Origin of the sequence: Paenibacillus agaridevorans (genome assembly GCF_003112455.1) — a bacterium.
GTDB lineage: Bacteria > Bacillota > Bacilli > Paenibacillales > Paenibacillaceae > Pristimantibacillus > Pristimantibacillus agaridevorans.
On record NZ_BDQX01000171.1, the window covers coordinates 489,822 to 508,608 of the forward strand.

Sequence of the window (18,787 nt, forward strand, 5' to 3'; positions counted from 1 at the left end):
CGGAGTTGAATCAGCCATGGGGAGCCGGCATCAATAATAACGCCGACCTTGCCATGAGCACGATCATCCCCGTCTTTATGGAGCTTGTCTCGGGCAAGATGACCGCCGAAGAATACGTCGCCAAGATGAGCGCCGAGGCGAAGAAATTCCATAGCGCGGGCTAATCCGGGGGCAGTGCCGACCATGTGCAGCAATTCGCGAGAGTTGCTGCATACAGGTCGTCTTCGGTCCCATTTTACACCCAGGAGGGAAACGACATGCGCATCACCAGATCGACCATTGCCTTATTTCTGCTGCCGGCGGTCGTGCTGTACCTCTGCATCTTCCTATATCCGACCGTTCGCGCGCTGCTCATGAGCTTCTTCGAAATCCCGAACATCGCGAGCCGTATGTCGGACTGGTCGTTTATCGGCTTCGACAACTACTGGCAATTGCTCCACAACTCCTATTTCATCGATTCGGCCTGGAACGTGTTCAAAATATGGCTGATCGGCGGCATCATCGTCATGGTTTTCGCTTTTCTCTTCGCTGCCATTCTGTCGTCCGGCGTCAAAGGCAAAAGCTTTTGGCGGTCGCTCGTCTATTTGCCCAACACCGTCACACCGGTCGTGCTTAGCGTCGTTTGGCTGCATTACATTTTCAATTCCAGCTACGGGTTCCTGACGACCGTCTTCCGCTTCCTCGGACTGGACGGCCTCGCCGATCTGCAATGGACGAGCGACGACCACCTGTTTATGTCCATGCTGATCGCTTATTGCTTCGGCTCCATCGGCTACTTTATGCTGCTGCTGAACGCGGGCATGGAGCGTATCCCGCATGACTTCTACGAGGCGGCGCTGCTGGAGGGAGCCGGTCCATTGACCAAGTTCTTCCGCATCACTCTGCCGCTCCTGCAGGATGTTTTCCGCATGACCCTGGTGCTCTGGACGATTACAGCGATCAACTTCTTCGTCTGGTCCGCCACGTTCGGGCAGGAAAGTCCCGAGACGATGACGCCCGGCTACTACATGTACATCAAGGTATTCGGCGCCAAGTCGAGCGTCTATCAGGAGTCTGCCTTTAACGTAGGGGCGGGAGCAACCGTCGGCGTTATCATTACGGTGTCCATTCTTGTCATCTCGGCCATCATCAACTTCTTGTTCCGGCGCCAAGAGCGTCTCGAATATTAACCGGAGGACTTCGCCATGGCCAATAAAATCCGTTACGTCCCGCTTTATCTCTGGCTGATGTTCACGATCGTCCTGTTCGGCTTCGCCATCCTGGCGTCGTTTAGCACGACAAGAGGCATCTTCACGAATGAACTGTTCGAGAGCGGCCTGCATGTCTCCAATTATCTCGTTTTGTTCAAAGACATGAATATGGGCCGTTATTTCCTCAACAGCGTTATCTACACGGTGAGCGCATGCGTAGGCGTCCTCGTCGTCGCGGCGCCTGCCGCCTACATCTTGGGCAGAGTCCGCTTCCGGGGCCGAAGACTGGTGGAGACGATGTTCCTGTCCGCCCTGTCCATCCCGGCGCTGCTTATCACGATTCCGTTGTTCACCATGTTCGTTCAGCTAAAGCTGACGGGCTCCCTCCTGACGCTTGTGCTGATCTATATTTGCACCAACGTGCCGTTCAGCGTTTTCCTGTTGTCGGGCTTCTTCTCCTCCATTCCGAAGGAGCTGGAGGAGTCAGCCGCCATCGACGGCTGCGGTCCGGTCAAGTCGTTCGTCAAGGTGATGCTCCCCGTCGCCCAACCTGGCCTCATCACGGTATCGATCTTCAACTTCATCGCCATCTGGAACGACTATATTTTCGCGCTGATCTTCGCCAACAACCCAAAGACGCACACGTTGGCGCTGGCTCTGCAATCCATCGTTCAGGGTTTTACCAATTCCGGCAACTACGCCGGCATCTTCGCCGCTTCGATGGTCGTATTCGTTCCGACATTCGTACTGTACATCTTTATCTCGGGTAAAATCGTATCCGGCATAACGGTAGGCGCGGTTAAAGGATAAAGGCACTCTTCGCTCGAATTGGTTCTATATCCGCAACATAGAACGAAGGAGGGATGGCGATGCTGCGCGTTATTATCGTCGACGATGAACGGACAATCCGGGTTGCCATGCGCACCATGATCTCCTGGGAAGAAAACGGCTTGGAGTTGGTTGACACCGCCGCCGACGGCAAACAAGCGCTTCAATTAATCGATGCCTCCCCGATCGATATCGTCATTACCGATCTCAAGATGCCGAACATGAACGGCATCGAGCTGCTGCACGCCTTGGCGGAACGCGGCTTCTCCGGACGAAGCGTCGTGCTCAGCAACCATGGCGATTACGAGCTTGTCCGGGAGGCGATGAAGATCGGCGCTGTAGACTACCTGCTTAAGCTGACTTTGCGGCCCGACGATCTACTCCAGGCAATCGGCAAGGCGGGCGAGCTGTTGTCCCGGGACCGCAAGGACCGGGAGCATCGCCTGCGCCTTCAGCACGAGTTGACCGAAACGCAACTCGAGAAGCGCAATGCTGCCTGGAAGGAGCTTCTTCTGGAGGACGACGGCGGATTAAAGGACTCCATCCGCGAAGCGGAGCGATGCTCCATTCCGCTCGACCGGCTGGAGGGGCATCTGTTTTACGTCTCCATCTGCAGATACAAGGAAACGCTGGCGACCGGCAAGCTGAAGAACAGAAAGCTGCTGCACTTTTCCGTCATCAATATTATCAAAGAGATCGCGTCGAACGTGACCGACATGGAACTGGTCGACTTTGGCGACGGGCACTATGCCGCCCTGCTGTATGATACGACTTGGACCGAGGACGGCGTGGACAGCTTGCAGCTTGCTTCCCATATCGTTAGGCTAATACGCACGTATTTGAACCTGGACGTCAACGTCGCGATCAGCGGTCGGTTTGACGGACTGGGCCAGTTGCGAGAGCAATTCCGGATATGCCGCGGCGCGTCCGTCATCAGCTTCTACCGAGAGGCGGGGTTCGTGCTGACGGCTTCTTCCGTCACATTTGACGAGAGGCTGACGGGCACGCGGTTTCCCGATTGGTCCGCCGGCTTCAAGTCCGCCTTCGAAGAAGAAAACGGAGAACGGCTCGATGCACTAATGTCCGGCATGCTGGGCGAAATGTCGGATGCGTGCTGCGCGCCGGAACTCGTATGCAATGTCTTCCTGATTCTGTTTACCGATCTGGAGCACATCGTCGCCAAGTGGCGAAAGCTGAACGACCGCAGCGGCGAGTCGTCTGGCGGCGGCTCCATGACAGCGTTCAGGCAGCGCATTATGCAGGCCGAATCGCTGGGACAGGTCACGGAAGCGGCACAGGATGCTCTGCGCCATCTCTCATCCATGCTGCGGGACGCCAAGCGGCATAGTTGCCGCAAGGAAGTGCTGCAGGTCATCGCCATCCTGCACGAGCGCCTGGACGACAAGATGACGCTGGATATGCTGGCAACAAGCGTCAGCCTCAACGAAAGTTATCTCTGCCGGATCTTTAAGCAGGATACCGGCAAGAGCATTTTTCAATATATTAACGAGCTCAAAATAGACCGCGCCGTGGAGCTCCTGAAGCAACGAGACGCGCGCATCAAGGAAGTCGCATTGTCGGTCGGGATCGAGGACCCTTTCTATTTTAACCGGCTGTTTAAGAAAATGGTCGGCGTAAGCCCCTCCGAATACCGCAAAAACGTGTTGGAGGGCCATCATACCTAACGCCAGGAGGCTGAGATTCATGGCTGTGTATCCATCCATGCTTCAGTTGGACGGAGCCCCTATAGAAGGCAACAATCCGCTGCCCATGTTCATGAGCCGCAATCGGAACCGGGAAACGAACGACAACGGCACATTGACCGAACGGCAGCGCGAAAAGCTCGGATACGAGACGGGGGAGCGCTACTTGCCTTACCGAATGCAAGACCGTTACTCTCGCAAGCTCCAGCCGATGAATATCGAAACGATCGTGCTCGAGAACGAGAAGCTGCGCGCCACCTTTCTCCCCCGCTATGGCGGCAGGCTGTATTCCCTCGTCGACAAAGAGACCAATCGCGATATCTTGTATGCCAATCCCGTCTTCCGACCCGGCAATCTCGCGATTCTAAACGCTTGGTTCTCGGGGGGCATCGAATGGAACATCGGGCAGGTTGGTCATACGTTCGGCACCTGCTCCCCTATGCACGCCGCCAAGTTGGCCGACGCAAACGGCCATGAGTTCCTTCGATTGTTCGATTACGAACGCTGCAAAAACGTGTTCTGGCAAATGGACTTCCACCTGCCTCCCGGATCGGAGCAATTGCAACTCCATGTCCGGATCGTCAACGATAACGACGTTTCGGTACCCATGTACTGGTGGACGAATATCGCAGTTCCGGAGACATCGCAGGCCCGCGTATTTTCGGAAACGGACGAGGTGATCTATATCGACCATGGCGTCAAAGGGTTCGGGTTAGGCACCCTTCCCCAGCTGCCGACCGTTCCCGGCGTCGACGTGTCGTATCCGATGAACTTCCCGTTCTCGAACGAATATTTTTTCCAAACGCCGGAGACGGCCAAGGCGCCGTGGGAAGCCGTCGTCTATGAAGACGGCAGGATGTTCTACGAGCGTTCTTCTTCTTTGCTGCGTTACCGCAAGATGTTCTGCTGGGGCCATCATGCAGGCGGCAGGCGCTGGTGCGACTTCCTGTCGCGTCCCGGCGAAGGCAACTATATCGAGATTCAAGGCGGCTTCGCTCCGACGCAAATGCATGGGATGGACATGCCCCCGGACACGGAATGGTCGTTTACCCAAGTATTCGGCATGTCGGACGTGGCCGCCGATCGGGCGATCGGACCAGACTGGCACCCGGCGAACGGATATGTCCGGGATCAAGTGGAGCTGCGGATTCCGCAAGAGGAGCTGCTGAGGCTGCACGAAACGCTGGCGGAGGAAAGCTTGAAGCCGCCTGGCGAAACGCTGTTCGCGGGCTCCGGCTGGGGATCGCTCGAACAGGCTCGCCGCGAGCGGCAAGGCCGAGGATCGCTGCCGCAAGGCTTTGTATTCCCTCCGCTCGATCCGGAAGACGCGGATGCCGAATATGCGGATTGGCTCCGCTTACTCGCGGATGGTCGCATGCCGGAGCGAACACCAGAAGAGCAGCCGCGCTCCTGGATGGTACAGGACGAGTGGTTGACGCTGCTGTCCGACATTGTGTCGACAGTCCGCCATGGCAGCTGGAACGAGCATCTCCATCTCGGCGTCATGTTATACGAGCATGGCCGCGAAGAAGAAGCCATCGAGGCGTGGCGTACGTCGCTCTCCCTGCAGCCGTCCATATGGGCGTACCGCAATCTGGCGGAAGCCATGCGACGCGACGGGAAGCTGGCGGAAGCACTAGCCTATTGGGACGAGGCGCTGTCTTTGACTCCAATCTTCCCGGATCAGGCGCTCTCCGAAGAATATATCCGGCTTCTGATCGAGGCCGAACGCTACCAAGATGCTTGGAGCTTTTATAAATCTCTGCCGGGCAAGCAACAATCCGCGGACCGCATTCAGATCATCGTCGGGGCGGCTGCGCTGGAGCTGGGAGAAGAAGCATTTATCAACCGCCTGTTCCTGCAGGAATTCGCTGTCATCCGCGAAGGGGAGCTGCTGATCATCGATCTCTGGTACGGCTATCACGCGAGGAAGCTTGCGAAAGAGCTCGGAGAACCGTTCGGCGAGCAGCATATCGAGGAGGTGAAGCTGTCCTTTCCGCCGCCTAACAATATCGACTTCCGGATTGTAGGCGAGTAGAAGAATGCTAGCTCGTTCAGTCAGAGGAATTTCACAATTAGGAGGAATGAATGGTGAGTGTAAAATTCAGATTTTATTCTGTACCTGCAATCGCCTTCCTGGTCATCGCGCTATTAATGGGGATGATAGCGCTGGAGAAACCGAACTCTACGAACGCGTATCGGACAGAAGTGTTCTTCGACGATTTTGAAGGCGACGAGCTCGACACCAACAAATGGCTGAAGGCTTACAGACAATGGGGAGGCAGCGGCGCCAACGGAGGCGTTCTGCCTCAGAACGTGTCGGTTGACGACGGAAAGCTGATCATTGAGGCTTATGGAGATCAATATTCCGGTTCTGTCAAAGGCATAAACAAGGACTACTCGCAGCGCGCCGACGGCAAGCGCGTTGGCGGAGCGATCGCTACCAAAGATTATTTTGCCTCGGGCAGCTACGAGGTTCGCATGAAGGTTGCGCCTTCGCTTGGCGTTGCCTCCGCGATCTGGACGTTCAGCTATCAAGAGTTCTATCCGGGAGATCCCGCCTACAAGGAAAAGCCCGTTGGCGGGCAAGACTATTACGCCGTCAACCATGAGATCGACATGGAGTTCCCGGGCAGACCCGGTCCCGCGCACACCAATATCTCCTACGATCGCGGACTGTTCAATACGTGGATCGGAGAAAACGAAGACGAATATACGACTGAATATGTGGAGCTAGGGCAAGCGGTCAACGACGGCCAGTTCCACACGTACCGGTTCGACTGGCATACGGGCGGCGACGGCGAGCAGAAACGCGTCGAGTTCTACATCGACGACGTATTGCTTCAGACCAACTACGACCATGTGCCGACCAACGCAAGCCGCCTCTGGATCGGCGCCTGGTTCCCGAACAACTGGGCGGGCACGCCGAACTTCGACACCGAGACGCTGGATGTCGATTGGGTACGCATTACGCCATTCGAGCAGCCCGGCGACGATTGGTTTCCGGAGTCGTTCCCGAACGACGGCTGGTCCGACCGTGATCCTGCCGCCCAGACCGACGTTTTGTTCGACGACTTCACGGGCGATGCGCTGGATCCCGGCAAATGGAAGATCGCCAATAAAAACTGGGGCGGGCAGCTCGGCGGGCAGATGAGCTTTAACGGCGGCGTCGTGCCGCAGAACGTGAAGCTGCGTGACGGCAATCTGATCCTCGAAGCCCATGGCAACAAATACACCGGACCCGTCATGGGCATCAACAAGGACGGCAGCCAGCGAACCGACGGCAAGCGCGTCGGAGCCGCCGTGGCGACCAACGCCTACTACGGCTCGGGCTCGTACGAGGTGCGAATGAAGGTTGCTCCGAAGTTTGGCGTCTCGTCGGCCCTCTGGACCTTCCATTACCAGGAGTTGTATCCGGCCGATCCCGGCTTCCAATGCAAGCCGGTGGGCTGCATCGACGATGACGGCTACTACGCGATCAATCACGAGATCGACATCGAATTCCCGGGACGGCCGAACGCCGCGCACGAAAACTTCTCGTTCAGCAAGGCGCTTCTTAATACATGGGTCGGCGAGAACGAAGACGAATATACGACCAACTACACCGATCTGGGTTCGCCTCAGGACGACGGCCAGTTCCATACGTATCGCTTCGATTGGCATACGGGCGACTCCGGCCAGACGCCGCGCGTCGAATTTTACGTCGACGATCAACTGGTCAACACGACCTATACGCATGTCCCAACCAACACGGCAAGATTCTGGATTGCGGCGTGGTTCCCTCGCAACTGGGCGGGCAAAGCCAACTTCGACACGACGGAGATGGTCGTCGACTGGGTTCGCATTACGCCGTTCAACCAAGCGGGCGACGTCGCCGTTCCGGAATCGTATTTCCCTGGCACGAACGATTGGGCTTCTTTCGACCAGTATCCTAAGGCGCAATCTACCGGCGGCACGCCTTCGCCGACAGCGACGCCGAATCCAACGCCTACGATTACGCCAAGTCCCTCTCCTACGCCTACGATGAGTCCGACAACAACGCCAAGTCCGACGCCTACGCTCACGCCCACTCCGACCTCCGGCCCGAACTTGATCGTCAATGGCGGCTTCTCGAACACGACCGGCTGGACGGATATTTCGGCATCTCCCGCATCGGCGTTGATCTCGGGAGGTAAGCTGAACCTAAGCCCGTCAACCGCCTTTTCCGCCGAATCCGAGAAATACGTAGCCGTGACGCCGAACCAATCCTATACGATCAGCGCCGACATGTGGAGCTCGGATAACGCGACATACGGCTATTTGCGGGTTTACAACGGCTCAGCCGTTCATGAGGTCGGCGACTACCGCAGCTTGGTGCAGAACAAGTCGCTCACCTTTACCGCCGCCGGCTCCCAGGTACGCGTCGTGCTGCATGCTTATAAACAGCAGACCGGCACCTTCTACTTCGACAATGTCATGATGGAATAGCGGGTCTCTGCTACGGAACGCATTGGATTTGCCTTTTAAAATAAAACAGCGGCATGCCTTGGACGATAGAAAAGTCCTGGACTGCCGCTGTTTTATACTAGTCCGTTACATAAACCGTAACGCCGTGCCTCTCAAGCTCTGCGGCGAGGTCTCCCGACAGAGGCCTATCGGTAATGACAGCCTTCAGCTCTGCGACGCCCGCTACCGAGAACAACGAGTTGCGGTTGCTCTTCGTGTGGTCGAATACGGCGTACGTTTCCTGCGAGCGCTTGATAAGCGCCTTCGCGATCTGCGCCTCCTGCTCGGAGTAAGAAGAGATGCCGCCCCCTGCCGAGATGCCGTCTATGCCGATGAACATCTTGCCGATATGGAGATTCGTGATCATCCCTTCGCCCAAAGGCCCGCATAACTCGAAGCTGTTATGGCGCATAATGCCGCCCGTTACGACAACCTGGATCTGACTGCCTGCCAGTTCCATCGCGATATTGACCGCGTTTGTCACGACGGTAATGCCCTTGCGCAGCTTGAGCAGCTTCGCCAGCAGGAAGTTGGTCGTCCCGCCGGAAAGGCCGATGACGTCCCCTTCGTGAATCAGCGTCGCGGCAAGCGCCGCGATCTTCTCCTTCTCGAGGATGGAGAGTCCTTCTTTCTCCGCGAAGGGCAGCTCCCGCATTGTCCCCATGCCGTCGTACATCGCTCCGCCGATCGTGCGAATGACGGGATATACGCCTTCCATCTGCTCCAAATCTCTGCGCGCGGTCGCCTCCGAGCAGCCGAACCGCTCCACCATCTCCGTAATCGTAATGCGTCCCTGCTGCTTTAACAGCTGCAAAATCGCTTCCCTCCGTCGCTGGCCTTTGGAACCTCCGGTAAGCTCCGTCGTCATTAGCGCTCCACCCAAGCCTTCGCCGACATCCGCTGCTCCACGACGTCCCATTCCGGCAGCGCTTCCCAATCGCCGCGCATTTGAACGACGAGCGAGCCGTTAATGCTGGCGAGACGAACGGCCTCTACGGGCGACATGCCCTTCATCAGTCCCGCAAGGAAACCCGCGCAGAAGCCGTCGCCTGCGCCGACGGTATCCACAACCTGCTCCGCAGGGTAGAAAGGAATGGAAGTCTCTTCGCCTTTATTAAGCACTATCGTCGAGTCTCCCATTCCTTTAACTACGCTGATTGCCTTAAGCTCTGCAAGCTTGGCTTTGACCTCCTTGTAATCGTCGGTCTGATACAACAGCTTCAGCTCGTCCCAGCCCGGCAGGAAATAATCCGCTTCCTGTATAAGCGGCAGCAAGGTCTCGCGAGCTTCCTCGATGGACCATAACTTCAGCCTAAGGTTAGGATCGAAGCTGATCTGCACGCCCGCTTCCTTGGCGACGTCTATGGCGCGGCGGACCGTACTGCGGCAGCTATCGCTGAGCGCGGTCGTAATGCCGGTGATATGAAGCAGCTTCGCTCCGCGGATGTAGTCCTCGTCGAGATCCTCGGGACGCATGCGGCTGGCAGCCGAATGTTTGCGGAAATAATGGACGGCGAGACGGCCCGCCACATGCTCGCGGAACATCATCCCTGTCGGCGCTTCGCCGCTTAGGTTGGCGCGGGATACATCGACGCCTTCGCCGCGAAGCGTTTTCAAGATCAGCTTGCCAAACGGATCGTTGCCAAGCGCGCCGAACCAGCCTACGGAAGCACCCAGCCTTGCAAGTCCGATGGCCACGTTGCTTTCCGCGCCTCCGAACCCTTGCTCAAGCTTGGAAGCCCTCTCAATCGCCTTGTGCTCTTCCGGCATAAAGAGAGCCATTGTCTCTCCGAACGTTACAATCTGTGGTGAACCCTCACGCACGGCAACTTCCCCCTCAATGTACTAACAACTCAAATTATTATTTTAGAATCGGAATACCATAAAATAAACGATTGCTACATATAGCACGAGAATAATCAAGCTCATGATCTTTGCATTATTGACGTAAGCTGTCGTACTTTGACCCGACTGGATAGCCGATACGATTCCCTTAAGCGGCTTGGATGCGATTCCGCCGAGAGCGGCAATGCCAAGAAACAAGAGCGTTATGATAATCATCCAGGCGACGGCGTAATCGCCTTGGGACATCAGATATCCGCCCGTCAGCAGCTGCACAATGAGAAAGTATTGCGCAATGCGATTGGCGGATAATAGTCCCTTCGCCAAACCGGCTTGTCCGTTCCCGTCGCTTTTGGAGGCTCCCCCCAGCATAATCGGCAGCACGACATAAAACCCCATTCCGACTGCTCCTAACACGTGTAACAATACCATTGCTTCATACATGTCCTATTCCTCCTGTTTCAATTTACCTATAGCTAATAGTTTATCAGAATCCGCGATATTTTCAAATGTACGATAAAAAAAGAGCGCCTCAGGCGCCGTGGTTTCCCTCGGCCTCTTGAGGCGCTTCGCGCTTTACAGCGCGTATTCTTTTAATTGATTTCGAGTCAGCTGCCTTCCCTCTTCCTCCTCCCTCTTCTCTCGCTTCTCCTCCATGCAAGCCCGGCATCTGGCCTCCGTGTCGCACTCGTTCGCGTCGGGACAGGTATAGCAATGATGCAGCATGAATTGGGTCAGCTCGTTGTCGACGTCCTCGTTCTTTGCCTGTGCAGTCATGTTCAACGCCTCCGCTTCCTTGAATTGTGATCGTATTAAAGCGTATTTCCGTTCAGTTTGCCGCCCGCTCCCGCTCCTGTTCCCGTTCCCGCCGCTCCGCCTCTGCCTTTTACACGAAGCCAGCCTTTGCGAATGATCGGCAGCAGGTAGTGGTCAAGTCCGAATCTGCCGGCGTTGGTTCCTGCAAGGAGTACGATTACGCCCAGCAGTACCAGCCAAGGGTTTGTGCTTACCGTTCCCGCGAAGAGGAACATGAAGTTCATCGCGAGTCCGAAGAAAGCGGCCGCCGCCGTCAGTCCGCCGACGATCAACCCTACGCCGACCAGGAACTCACCGACGGGGATCAAGATGTTAATGAGCTTTACGTTAGGCAATGCGAAGTGCTCGATGAATTTGGTGAATGTCGGATACACCAGTTCGTTCGTTGCTTTATCCATGACAGGGTTGGCAACGGCGTTTTTCAAGTATCCTGTTGCATCAAAGCCGCCTTTTAGTTTATGGAAGCCCGCATCCAGCCAAGCCCAGCCGACAATCAACCTTACAATCGTTACGATACCAGCAGCGTACACATTTTCTCTCAGCCATTTCATCATGATTGTTCACTCCCATAGTATAGTATGTGATTTATTTCACATTATTGAGTAGAGGAATCCGTCATTTAGACGAATACGACTTCTTGCGATTTTCTGCGCCAGGATCGCCGCTTGACTCTGGCGAAGCGGATTCCTTGGCATCCGATGACGAAAGCCGTTTTGTTCATGGCCTTCAACCTCCTTCTTGATTCTTATTATAAGCTACGATTTTGAATGGGTATGTGATTTAAATCACAATGTATTAATTTTTCCGCGAATGCGGAATTCTGAGCGTAACGATCGTTCCCCTGCCAAGCTCCGACTCCACGTTAAGACTGCCTCCGGCTATCCGGGCCCGCTCTGCCATGCTAAAGCGTCCTACGCCTACAGAGACTGCAGTGGTATCGAAGCCGGCGCCATCATCGACGATCCGGACTACAACCTCTTCGCTGTCTTCAAGAATCGATACCGCGGCATCAGACACGTCTGCATACTTGGCGATATTCGTCAGCGCCTCCTGGATAACTCTATACATCACCGTCTCGACTCGGATACCGAGACGGGTCGCAAGCTTGCATTTAAAATCGATTTCGATGCCGTAATGCGACTCATAATTGCCGATATACGAGCGAATCGCCGGTTCAATGCCCATATCATCCAATACCGATGGGCGCAGCTCCCATGCAAGACCGCGGACCTCCTCGATGATGCCGGCTACATTTTCCCGCAAGAACCGCAAATCGCCGACTTCCCGATCCGGATTCGCAATGACGCGATCCAACTGGATGAGCAACGAGAACAAGCTTTGTCCGATGCCGTCGTGAAGCTCCCTGGAAAACTTCTTGCGTTCGTCCTCCTGGATCGTCAACACCTTCTCCAGAGTCTCCTTCAGCTCTTCCTCCACCTTCTTGAGACGGGTAACCTCGCTTCTGATGGCCAAATACTGATACGGTTTTCCGTTCTCGCCGACAAAAGGCACAATCGTCGTATTCACCCAATAATTCGATCCATCTTTGGCGCGGTTCTTAATATCGCCCGACCATACTTTGCCCGAACCGATCGTCGCCCAAAGCTCCCGCATAAACGACTTGGGATGATAACCTGAATTAATGATCCGATGATCTTTTCCCATCAGCTCTTCGCGCGGATACTTGGAAATTTCGCAAAATTTATCATTCACGTATACGATTTTGCCTCTCGCATCCGTAACGGCTACAATCGACGATTCATCGAGCGCAAACTTCACGTCCGCAAGTTGCTTGAGCGACTGGCGCAGCTCCTCGCGGAACCTCACGTCACTTACATGGTCTGCCAGCTGGGACAACAAAGCGTCGACCCGCCCCGCAATCATTCTGTTGCCTTGAAGGCTCTCCCCAGCATTCTCGCCTTTAGTCAAATTGCAGCAGTCCCTTCTTCATAGCGTATTGGATCAGCTCCGGCCGCGTCTTCAGTCCCAACTTCTCCATGACGTTGCTCTTATGAGACTCTACCGTCTTCACGCTAATAAAGAGAAGCTCGGCGATCTCTTTATTGCCATATCCCTTGGCCGCAAGGGACAGCACTTCCCTCTCTCTCTCCGACAAGGAGTCGAAGGCGTCGCTTGCATCCTTTTTCGCGCCAGCCACATAACGATTCATCAGCTGCCTGGTTGCCGACGGATACAAGTAGGCTGCCCCCGACGCTACGGTGCGAATCGCGTTCAGCAGCTCTTCGTGGGGAGCGCTCTTTAGCACGTACCCCGATGCCCCCGCCTCAATCGCGCGGAATAGATATTCCGAATCGTCGTGCATCGACAACATAAGAACAGCCACATCGGGCAGCAGCTTTTTGAGCTCCGACGCAGCTGTAATTCCGTCTTTCCCTTGAGGCATGCTCAGATCCATAAGGACGACGTCCGGATGATGCTCCATCGCCGCCCGAATGCCTTCGTCTCCGTCGGCGCCTTCTGCCACGACCTCGATTTCTCCCTTGCTGCTAAGCAGCATCTTCAGGCCGGAACGAACCATGGCATGGTCATCCACGATGACAATCCTAATCATCCCACTCCTCCATTCATCATGAAATTCCATTTCCCCCCATCATACCGCCAGAGTGCCGATAGTTCAATCCATAATGGCATTTTGGAGGAAATTTGCCGAATTTTAATCTCCTCAAACGAATGCGCCTCCTCCCTTCTGCCAACCACAAGAACGCTGCTTCCGTATTCGTTCGCGGGCGCAGGCAAAGGAATGGCGATCGCGGCTGCCAGCCGCTCTGCCAGCATGACGGGACATTCGCCAAGCATATGGGCATTTTTCTCTGCGCTTGCCTGATAGGGTACTCCGAGCCGTATAGCCATGCCGCCTACACCCAAGCCCGATCTCAGCTCCATTCGCGCAAGGCGTGAGCTGCTTGCTCCATAAGTGCTGATCCATCTGCCTCTTCGATCGGGTAAGACAAGCTTCGCCAATGCCGCAAAATCGCCTCCTAGCTCCCGTGCAGCATCTTCCAGCGCCGTTGCCAACCTATCGTAACCATTTAGAGCTTCCCATGACTCCACAATTGCTCCTCCTCTCAAGCCTCGCTTGTCCCCACCTGGGTATGCGCCCGGCCGCATCGTTAACGAGAAGTCCCCGCCGGCTGTCTGCGGGCGGGGACTTCTAGAGATTGGTCAAAAAGTCTTAAACCGGACTTTTGAACACGCACTCCTAACTACGTTACATTCGACATACTTCCTTCGGACAATTCTCGCAGCAGCATACTTCCTTCAAGTATTCAATCCGATTTACGGTATAGTGGCCGTCCTTGTACGTAATCACATTTTCCTTTTTAAGATCGGCAAGCATCCGATTGACGCTCTCGCGGGTTGCGCCGATCATGTCCGCCATCTCTGTGTTGCTGAGCTTCAGATCGATCCGGATACCTTCTTCGTTCTCTTCTCCGTAAGAATTGCATAGACGGATCAGCAACGAACAGAGGGCGCCGGTCTTGCCGAACAACATGAGATCACGGAATTTCGTCTGGGTCAGCCGATGCATCAGCCCCATCCACTTCATAAATTCCAAAGCCAGGTCGCCATGCTGCCAGAGCAGAGTCTCCAGATCCTTGCGCTGGATAACGCCCACCTTGGCATCCTCCGTCACCTCTGCAGAGGTGCTGTGCGTGGAATCTTTAAAAGGCTCCATCTGACCGATGAGATCTCCGTTTTGATGCAGATAGAGGGTCAAAGATCGGCCTGCGTCAGACATCTTCGTCGATTTGATTCGGCCTTCGAAAATGTAGAACAGCTTGTCGGCTGCGTCTCCCTCCCAGAATAGGCAGCTGCCCTTTTCTACGCTCTTGATGTACATGATGCCCCGCAGCCTCTCGAAGCTCTCGTCCGTCAATATCGCTCCGAATCCGCTCTGTCTTCCCGCAGTCACTGTCATGACGCCAATCCCTCCCGTACGTTTCTTCTATATTTATCATACGCTATGGACCGCAGCAGCCGCATCGGGGAATGCACTGATTAAACGGGAGGAATCTCCCTGAATATTCGACGGATGGCGAGGATCCCTGTCAAGCATGAGCCGTCCCGACTGAGCGGGCGGACTCCTCGATGATGCGACGCGCCCGCTTGACCTCTTCCTCATCGGGCGGCCGCACGCCTGCCAGCGGATAGTCCTTGCCGAGCCGCTCCCATTTGTACACGCCCATCTCGTGGTACGGCAACAGCTCGAGCCGTTCGACATTGCTTAGTTCGCCCATGAATTGTCCCAGCAGGCTCAAGTCCTCTTTGTCGTCTGTATGTCCGGGTATAAGGACGTGGCGGATCCAGACCGGCTTGCGGATTTCCGACAGCCAGCTTGCGAATTTCAAAATGCGATCATGAGGCTGCGAGGTTAACCGGATATGCTTATCCGGATTAAGCTGCTTCAGATCCAACAGCACAAGATCCGTATAACTCATCAGCTCCCCTGCATGAGTAGGGTCGCAGAAGCCGGAGCTGTCCAAAGCCGTATGAAGCCCGAACCTCTCCTTGCATGCTTTGAACAGCTTGGCGACAAACGGCGCCTGCAGGGTAGGCTCGCCTCCCGTTACCGTTATGCCTCCTCCCGAACCCTGGTAGTATGGCAAGTACGGCTCAATCTCGCTAAGAATATCCTCAACCTCCACCTGCCTTCCTCCCGCCGTGTCCCAAGTATCGGGATTGTGGCAGAAGTCGCAGCGCAAAGCGCAGCCCTGCATGAACAGGACGAAGCGAATGCCAGGTCCGTCCACCGTTCCAAAAGTGTCTATCGAATGAATTCGTCCTGACATGAGTGCCACGCTCCTATCGCATGTTTAATCTAGATTTCTCCGTGGAATGTACGGCCGATGACGTCAAGCTGTTGCTCCCTCGTCAGCTTTATGAAGTTGACCGCGTAGCCCGAGACCCGGATTGTGAGTTGAGGATACGACTCCGGATGCTCCATCGCGTCCAGAAGCTGCTCGCGATTGAAGACGTTGATGTTCAGATGATGGCCGCCGCTTGCGGCATAACCGTCTAGCAGCGCGGACAGGTTGCGATGGCGAACCTCCTCTTCCTTCCCGAGCGCCTTGGGAATAATCGAGAACGTATTCGATATGCCGTCCAGGCTGTGCTCGTAAGGCAGCTTGGCCACGGAAGCCAGCGAAGCGAGGGCGCCCTTGCGGTCCCGGCCATGCATCGGATTCGCCCCTGGCGCGAACGGCTCTCCGGCTTTGCGGCCGTCAGGCGTCGTTCCCGTCTTTTTGCCGTAGACGACGTTCGACGTAATTGTCAGCACGCTCAGCGTCGGAATCGCATCGCGATACGCCCTGTGACCGCGCAGCCGATTCATGAAACCTTCTACAAGCGAAACCGCTATGTCGTCTACGCGATCATCGTTATTGCCGTATTGCGGATAGTCGCCGATAATCTCGAAGTCGACGGCAATGCCGCGCTCGTCTCTAATTGGCCGCACTTTTGCGTGTTTGATTGCGCTGAGCGAATCCGCCACAACGGACAAGCCCGCGATGCCGCAAGCCATCGTCCGGACGATATCCCGGTCGTGCAACGCCATCTCGATGCGCTCGTAGCCGTATTTGTCATGCATGTAGTGGATGACGTTCAGCGTATTCATGTACAGCTTGGACAGCCAATCCATTACGAGATCAAAGTTGGCCATCACTTCGCTGTAATCCAGCACCTCCGATATGATCGGCGCCATGACCGGCCCCACTTGAATGCCAAGCTTCTCGTCCTTGCCTCCGTTGATCGCGTATAGCAGCGCCTTCGCCAGATTCGCGCGGGCGCCAAAAAATTGCATTTGCTTGCCGATCCGCATGGCCGATACGCAACAAGCGATGCCATAATCGTCGCCGAATTGCGGACGCATCAGATCGTCGTTTTCGTATTGGATCGAGCTGGTCTCGGCCGAGACGCGCGCACAGTACGTCTTAAAGGCTTCGGGCAGGCTCTTGGACCATAAGACGGTCAAGTTCGGCTCGGGAGCCGGTCCCAGGTTGTACAAGGTGTGCAGAAAGCGGAACGAGTTCTTGGTTACCCGCGTACGGCCATCCAGCCCCATGCCGCCGATGGACTCAGTCACCCAAGTGGGATCGCCGCTAAACAGTTCGTTGTAATCCGGCGTGCGAAGAAATTTTACAAGTCTCAGCTTCATGACGAAGTGATCGACCAGTTCTTGTGCGCCCGCTTCCGTTAGCGTGCCCTCTTGCAGATCCCGCTCGATATAGATATCGAGGAAACTCGATACGCGGCCCAGACTCATCGCCGCGCCGTTTTGCTCCTTGATGGCGGCAAGATAAGCGAAGTAAAGCCATTGCACGGCCTCGCCTGCATTGCGGGCCGGCTTCGAAATGTCGTACCCGTAAGCGGCCGCCATCTCTTTAAGCTCCGACAGCGCCCGAATCTGCTCCGACAGCTCTTCCCTGAGACGTATGACATCCTCGCTCATCACATCCGGCTCAAGCGCCAGCTGATCGGCTTTCTTCGCCTCAATGAGCGCATCCACGCCATAAAGCGCGGCTCTCCGGTAATCGCCAATGATGCGGCCGCGGCCGTAAGCGTCGGGCAGCCCCGTGACGATACCCGCCTTCCTGGCAAGCCTCATCTCAGTCGTGTAAGCATCGAATACGCCTTGATTATGCGTCTTGCGAATATCGCGGAATATAGCTTCGATCTCGGGATCCAGCTTATAGCCGTACGCCTCGCATGCGTCAATCGCCATCCGAATGCCGCAGAACGGCTGAATCGAACGTTTGAGCGGCGCGTCGGTTTGCAGCCCGACGATGGTCTCCTTCTCCTTGTCGATATAACCGGGACCATGCGAGGTAATCGTCGATATGGTATGAACATCAATGTCGTGCACGCCGCCGCGCTCGCGTTCTTCCTTAAGCAGGATGCTGACTTGATCCCACAAAGAAGTCGTACGGTCGGTCGGTCCGGCCAGGAAGCGCTCGTCCCCTTCGTAGGACGTCAAATTTTTCTCGATAAAGGAGTTAACGTCGATTCCCTTCGTCCATTCGCCGAACGCAAACCCCCGCCAAGCTTCGTTCACAGTAGTTCTGATCGCTCTATCCTTCTCCGTCGTTGCCATTCTATTCGCCTCCACTTCAGATTCACGCTTTCACTATTCGAGCTTCGCTTTCCGCAACAATCGCCTGATACTCTTCATCCGTCCTAACGGATCTTGCGAACTTGCCGTTTACTCCTTCGCTCTCGAATGAATAGGCTTCAACCTTGACAACGTCAATGGCCGCAAGCAGCTCGGAAAACTCCGTCCGCCCGCGATCCAGCAGCTTGCCGCTAATCTCGGACACGGATCTATCGTAAATCCCGTGCAACGGAATCGCCGCCCCTCTAATAAACGGAATTGCCGCCAGGCCTCCCCCCTGCATCATTCGCGAGTAGAGAAGCATAGCTGCTTGTGATGAGGGGAACGGCATATGACAGCCCAGCACCCACACTTCCTCATTTCCAGACAAGGCAATGCCTGCATGGAACCCGCTAAGCAACCCCTCGCCGCCGAAGTAATCGCTGATAATACGGACATCCCGGTCCACCGAACGGCGCAATAAATCCGGCTCGCCTGTCACGATCGTTATTTCGTCGCAGCAGGTTCTCATTTCACGAATTTGCCTCTCCAGCAGAGTCTCTCCCCCGATTGTGAGGAATGCGCGATTTTTTCCGTTCGTTCCGCGGTGTGCGCCGCCAGCCAGAATAACGCCGGATAACAATGAGATCACTCCTCCCGCTATTGCTTTGATCATCTCTATTTCACCATAAAGGAGCATATTGGCGCTGTGAAAAAAATCACGATTTTAGGTTTATGTCGGTAATTGGATCGCTCGAACTTATAGGGGGCATTCACAAACAAACCCGCCGGTAGGATCCGGCGGGCGGACTAGA

Annotated in this window: 17 protein-coding genes; 5 read left to right on the forward strand and 12 right to left on the reverse strand. The window is 55.5% G+C overall.

Going from position 1 to position 18,787, the window contains the following annotated elements:
• Positions 1-257: 257 nt before the first annotated feature.
• Genes PAT3040_RS17075 through PAT3040_RS17095 form a run of 5 tightly spaced genes read left to right on the forward strand, consistent with a single transcriptional unit; the run spans position 258 to position 8,188 of the window.
• Positions 258-1,169 carry a carbohydrate ABC transporter permease gene (locus tag PAT3040_RS17075; protein WP_087566591.1) on the forward strand — a complete coding sequence of 304 codons (912 nt, stop codon included), beginning with the start codon at positions 258-260 and terminating at the stop codon, positions 1,167-1,169.
• A gap of 15 nt (positions 1,170-1,184) precedes the next feature.
• Positions 1,185-2,000, forward strand: coding sequence for a carbohydrate ABC transporter permease (locus PAT3040_RS17080; protein WP_108993667.1), 816 nt, complete (start codon positions 1,185-1,187; stop codon positions 1,998-2,000).
• Positions 2,001-2,059: 59 nt separating this feature from the next.
• Positions 2,060-3,703, forward strand: coding sequence for a response regulator transcription factor (locus PAT3040_RS17085; protein WP_181376680.1), 1,644 nt, complete (start codon positions 2,060-2,062; stop codon positions 3,701-3,703).
• Positions 3,704-3,722: 19 nt separating this feature from the next.
• Positions 3,723-5,759, forward strand: a complete 2,037-nt coding sequence (locus PAT3040_RS17090) for a DUF5107 domain-containing protein (RefSeq protein ID WP_108993669.1) — start codon at positions 3,723-3,725, stop codon at positions 5,757-5,759.
• Between the two features lie 50 nt (positions 5,760-5,809).
• Complete coding sequence (locus tag PAT3040_RS17095) at positions 5,810-8,188, forward strand: glycoside hydrolase family 16 protein (RefSeq protein ID WP_108993670.1); 2,379 nt, start codon at positions 5,810-5,812, stop codon at positions 8,186-8,188.
• Positions 8,189-8,285: 97 nt separating this feature from the next.
• Here PAT3040_RS17095 and PAT3040_RS17100 read toward each other — a convergent pair whose 3' ends face one another.
• The 12 genes from PAT3040_RS17100 to mobA all read right to left on the reverse strand — a co-directional run bounded on the left by PAT3040_RS17100 (position 8,286) and on the right by mobA (position 18,648).
• Positions 8,286-9,074 carry a DeoR/GlpR family DNA-binding transcription regulator gene (locus PAT3040_RS17100; protein WP_108993671.1) on the reverse strand — a complete coding sequence of 263 codons (789 nt, stop codon included), beginning with the start codon at positions 9,072-9,074 and terminating at the stop codon, positions 8,286-8,288.
• Positions 9,074-10,030 (reverse strand): sugar kinase, encoded by a 957-nt coding sequence (locus tag PAT3040_RS17105; RefSeq protein WP_108993672.1) that lies wholly within the window; start codon positions 10,028-10,030, stop codon positions 9,074-9,076. The genes PAT3040_RS17100 and PAT3040_RS17105 overlap by 1 nt, the downstream gene beginning before the upstream one ends.
• Before the next feature lie 42 nt (positions 10,031-10,072).
• Complete coding sequence (locus PAT3040_RS17110; protein ID WP_087566598.1) at positions 10,073-10,492, reverse strand: hypothetical protein; 420 nt, start codon at positions 10,490-10,492, stop codon at positions 10,073-10,075.
• Between the two features lie 132 nt (positions 10,493-10,624).
• A complete protein-coding gene (locus PAT3040_RS17115; RefSeq protein WP_087566599.1) occupies positions 10,625-10,825 on the reverse strand; it encodes a hypothetical protein in 201 nt (66 codons plus the stop codon).
• Between the two features lie 35 nt (positions 10,826-10,860).
• Complete coding sequence (locus PAT3040_RS17120; RefSeq protein ID WP_373271247.1) at positions 10,861-11,418, reverse strand: DoxX family membrane protein; 558 nt, start codon at positions 11,416-11,418, stop codon at positions 10,861-10,863.
• 241 nt (positions 11,419-11,659) lie between these two features.
• Positions 11,660-12,748 carry a PAS domain-containing sensor histidine kinase gene (locus PAT3040_RS17125; protein WP_108993740.1) on the reverse strand — a complete coding sequence of 363 codons (1,089 nt, stop codon included), beginning with the start codon at positions 12,746-12,748 and terminating at the stop codon, positions 11,660-11,662.
• Between the two features lie 37 nt (positions 12,749-12,785).
• Positions 12,786-13,436 (reverse strand): response regulator transcription factor, encoded by a 651-nt coding sequence (locus tag PAT3040_RS17130; protein WP_108993673.1) that lies wholly within the window; start codon positions 13,434-13,436, stop codon positions 12,786-12,788.
• A complete protein-coding gene (locus PAT3040_RS17135) occupies positions 13,433-13,936 on the reverse strand; it encodes a hypothetical protein (RefSeq protein ID WP_108993674.1) in 504 nt (167 codons plus the stop codon). The genes PAT3040_RS17130 and PAT3040_RS17135 overlap by 4 nt, the downstream gene beginning before the upstream one ends.
• A 157-nt stretch (positions 13,937-14,093) precedes the next feature.
• Complete coding sequence (locus PAT3040_RS17140) at positions 14,094-14,804, reverse strand: Crp/Fnr family transcriptional regulator (RefSeq protein WP_087566603.1); 711 nt, start codon at positions 14,802-14,804, stop codon at positions 14,094-14,096.
• Positions 14,805-14,934: 130 nt separating this feature from the next.
• The gene (gene pflA, locus PAT3040_RS17145; protein ID WP_108993675.1) at positions 14,935-15,675 is read right to left on the reverse strand and encodes a pyruvate formate-lyase-activating protein; all 741 of its coding nucleotides are present in this window, start codon (positions 15,673-15,675) and stop codon (positions 14,935-14,937) included.
• A 29-nt stretch (positions 15,676-15,704) separates the two neighbouring features.
• The gene (gene pflB / locus PAT3040_RS17150) at positions 15,705-17,975 is read right to left on the reverse strand and encodes a formate C-acetyltransferase (protein WP_108993676.1); all 2,271 of its coding nucleotides are present in this window, start codon (positions 17,973-17,975) and stop codon (positions 15,705-15,707) included.
• 22 nt (positions 17,976-17,997) lie between these two features.
• Positions 17,998-18,648: a molybdenum cofactor guanylyltransferase gene (mobA, locus tag PAT3040_RS17155; RefSeq protein WP_258235011.1), complete on the reverse strand. Its 651-nt coding sequence runs from the start codon at positions 18,646-18,648 to the stop codon at positions 17,998-18,000.
• Positions 18,649-18,787 lie beyond the last annotated feature (139 nt).

What these genes read in the sequence shown, in the direction of transcription:
- PAT3040_RS17075 (WP_087566591.1), top strand. Translation starts at nt 258, where the DNA reads ATGCGCATCACCAGATCGACCATTGCCTTATTTCTGCTGCCGGCGGTC.
- PAT3040_RS17080 (WP_108993667.1), top strand. Translation starts at nt 1,185, where the DNA reads ATGGCCAATAAAATCCGTTACGTCCCGCTTTATCTCTGGCTGATGTTC.
- PAT3040_RS17085 (WP_181376680.1), top strand. Translation starts at nt 2,060, where the DNA reads ATGCTGCGCGTTATTATCGTCGACGATGAACGGACAATCCGGGTTGCC.
- PAT3040_RS17090 (WP_108993669.1), top strand. Translation starts at nt 3,723, where the DNA reads ATGGCTGTGTATCCATCCATGCTTCAGTTGGACGGAGCCCCTATAGAA.
- PAT3040_RS17095 (WP_108993670.1), top strand. Translation starts at nt 5,810, where the DNA reads ATGGTGAGTGTAAAATTCAGATTTTATTCTGTACCTGCAATCGCCTTC.
- PAT3040_RS17100 (WP_108993671.1), bottom strand. Translation starts at nt 9,074, where the DNA reads ATGACGACGGAGCTTACCGGAGGTTCCAAAGGCCAGCGACGGAGGGAA.
- PAT3040_RS17110 (WP_087566598.1), bottom strand. Translation starts at nt 10,492, where the DNA reads ATGTATGAAGCAATGGTATTGTTACACGTGTTAGGAGCAGTCGGAATG.
- PAT3040_RS17115 (WP_087566599.1), bottom strand. Translation starts at nt 10,825, where the DNA reads ATGACTGCACAGGCAAAGAACGAGGACGTCGACAACGAGCTGACCCAA.
- PAT3040_RS17120 (WP_373271247.1), bottom strand. Translation starts at nt 11,418, where the DNA reads ATGATGAAATGGCTGAGAGAAAATGTGTACGCTGCTGGTATCGTAACG.
- PAT3040_RS17125 (WP_108993740.1), bottom strand. Translation starts at nt 12,748, where the DNA reads ATGATTGCGGGGCGGGTCGACGCTTTGTTGTCCCAGCTGGCAGACCAT.
- PAT3040_RS17130 (WP_108993673.1), bottom strand. Translation starts at nt 13,436, where the DNA reads ATGATTAGGATTGTCATCGTGGATGACCATGCCATGGTTCGTTCCGGC.
- PAT3040_RS17140 (WP_087566603.1), bottom strand. Translation starts at nt 14,804, where the DNA reads ATGACAGTGACTGCGGGAAGACAGAGCGGATTCGGAGCGATATTGACG.
- pflA (WP_108993675.1), bottom strand. Translation starts at nt 15,675, where the DNA reads ATGTCAGGACGAATTCATTCGATAGACACTTTTGGAACGGTGGACGGA.
- pflB (WP_108993676.1), bottom strand. Translation starts at nt 17,975, where the DNA reads ATGGCAACGACGGAGAAGGATAGAGCGATCAGAACTACTGTGAACGAA.
- mobA (WP_258235011.1), bottom strand. Translation starts at nt 18,648, where the DNA reads ATGATCAAAGCAATAGCGGGAGGAGTGATCTCATTGTTATCCGGCGTT.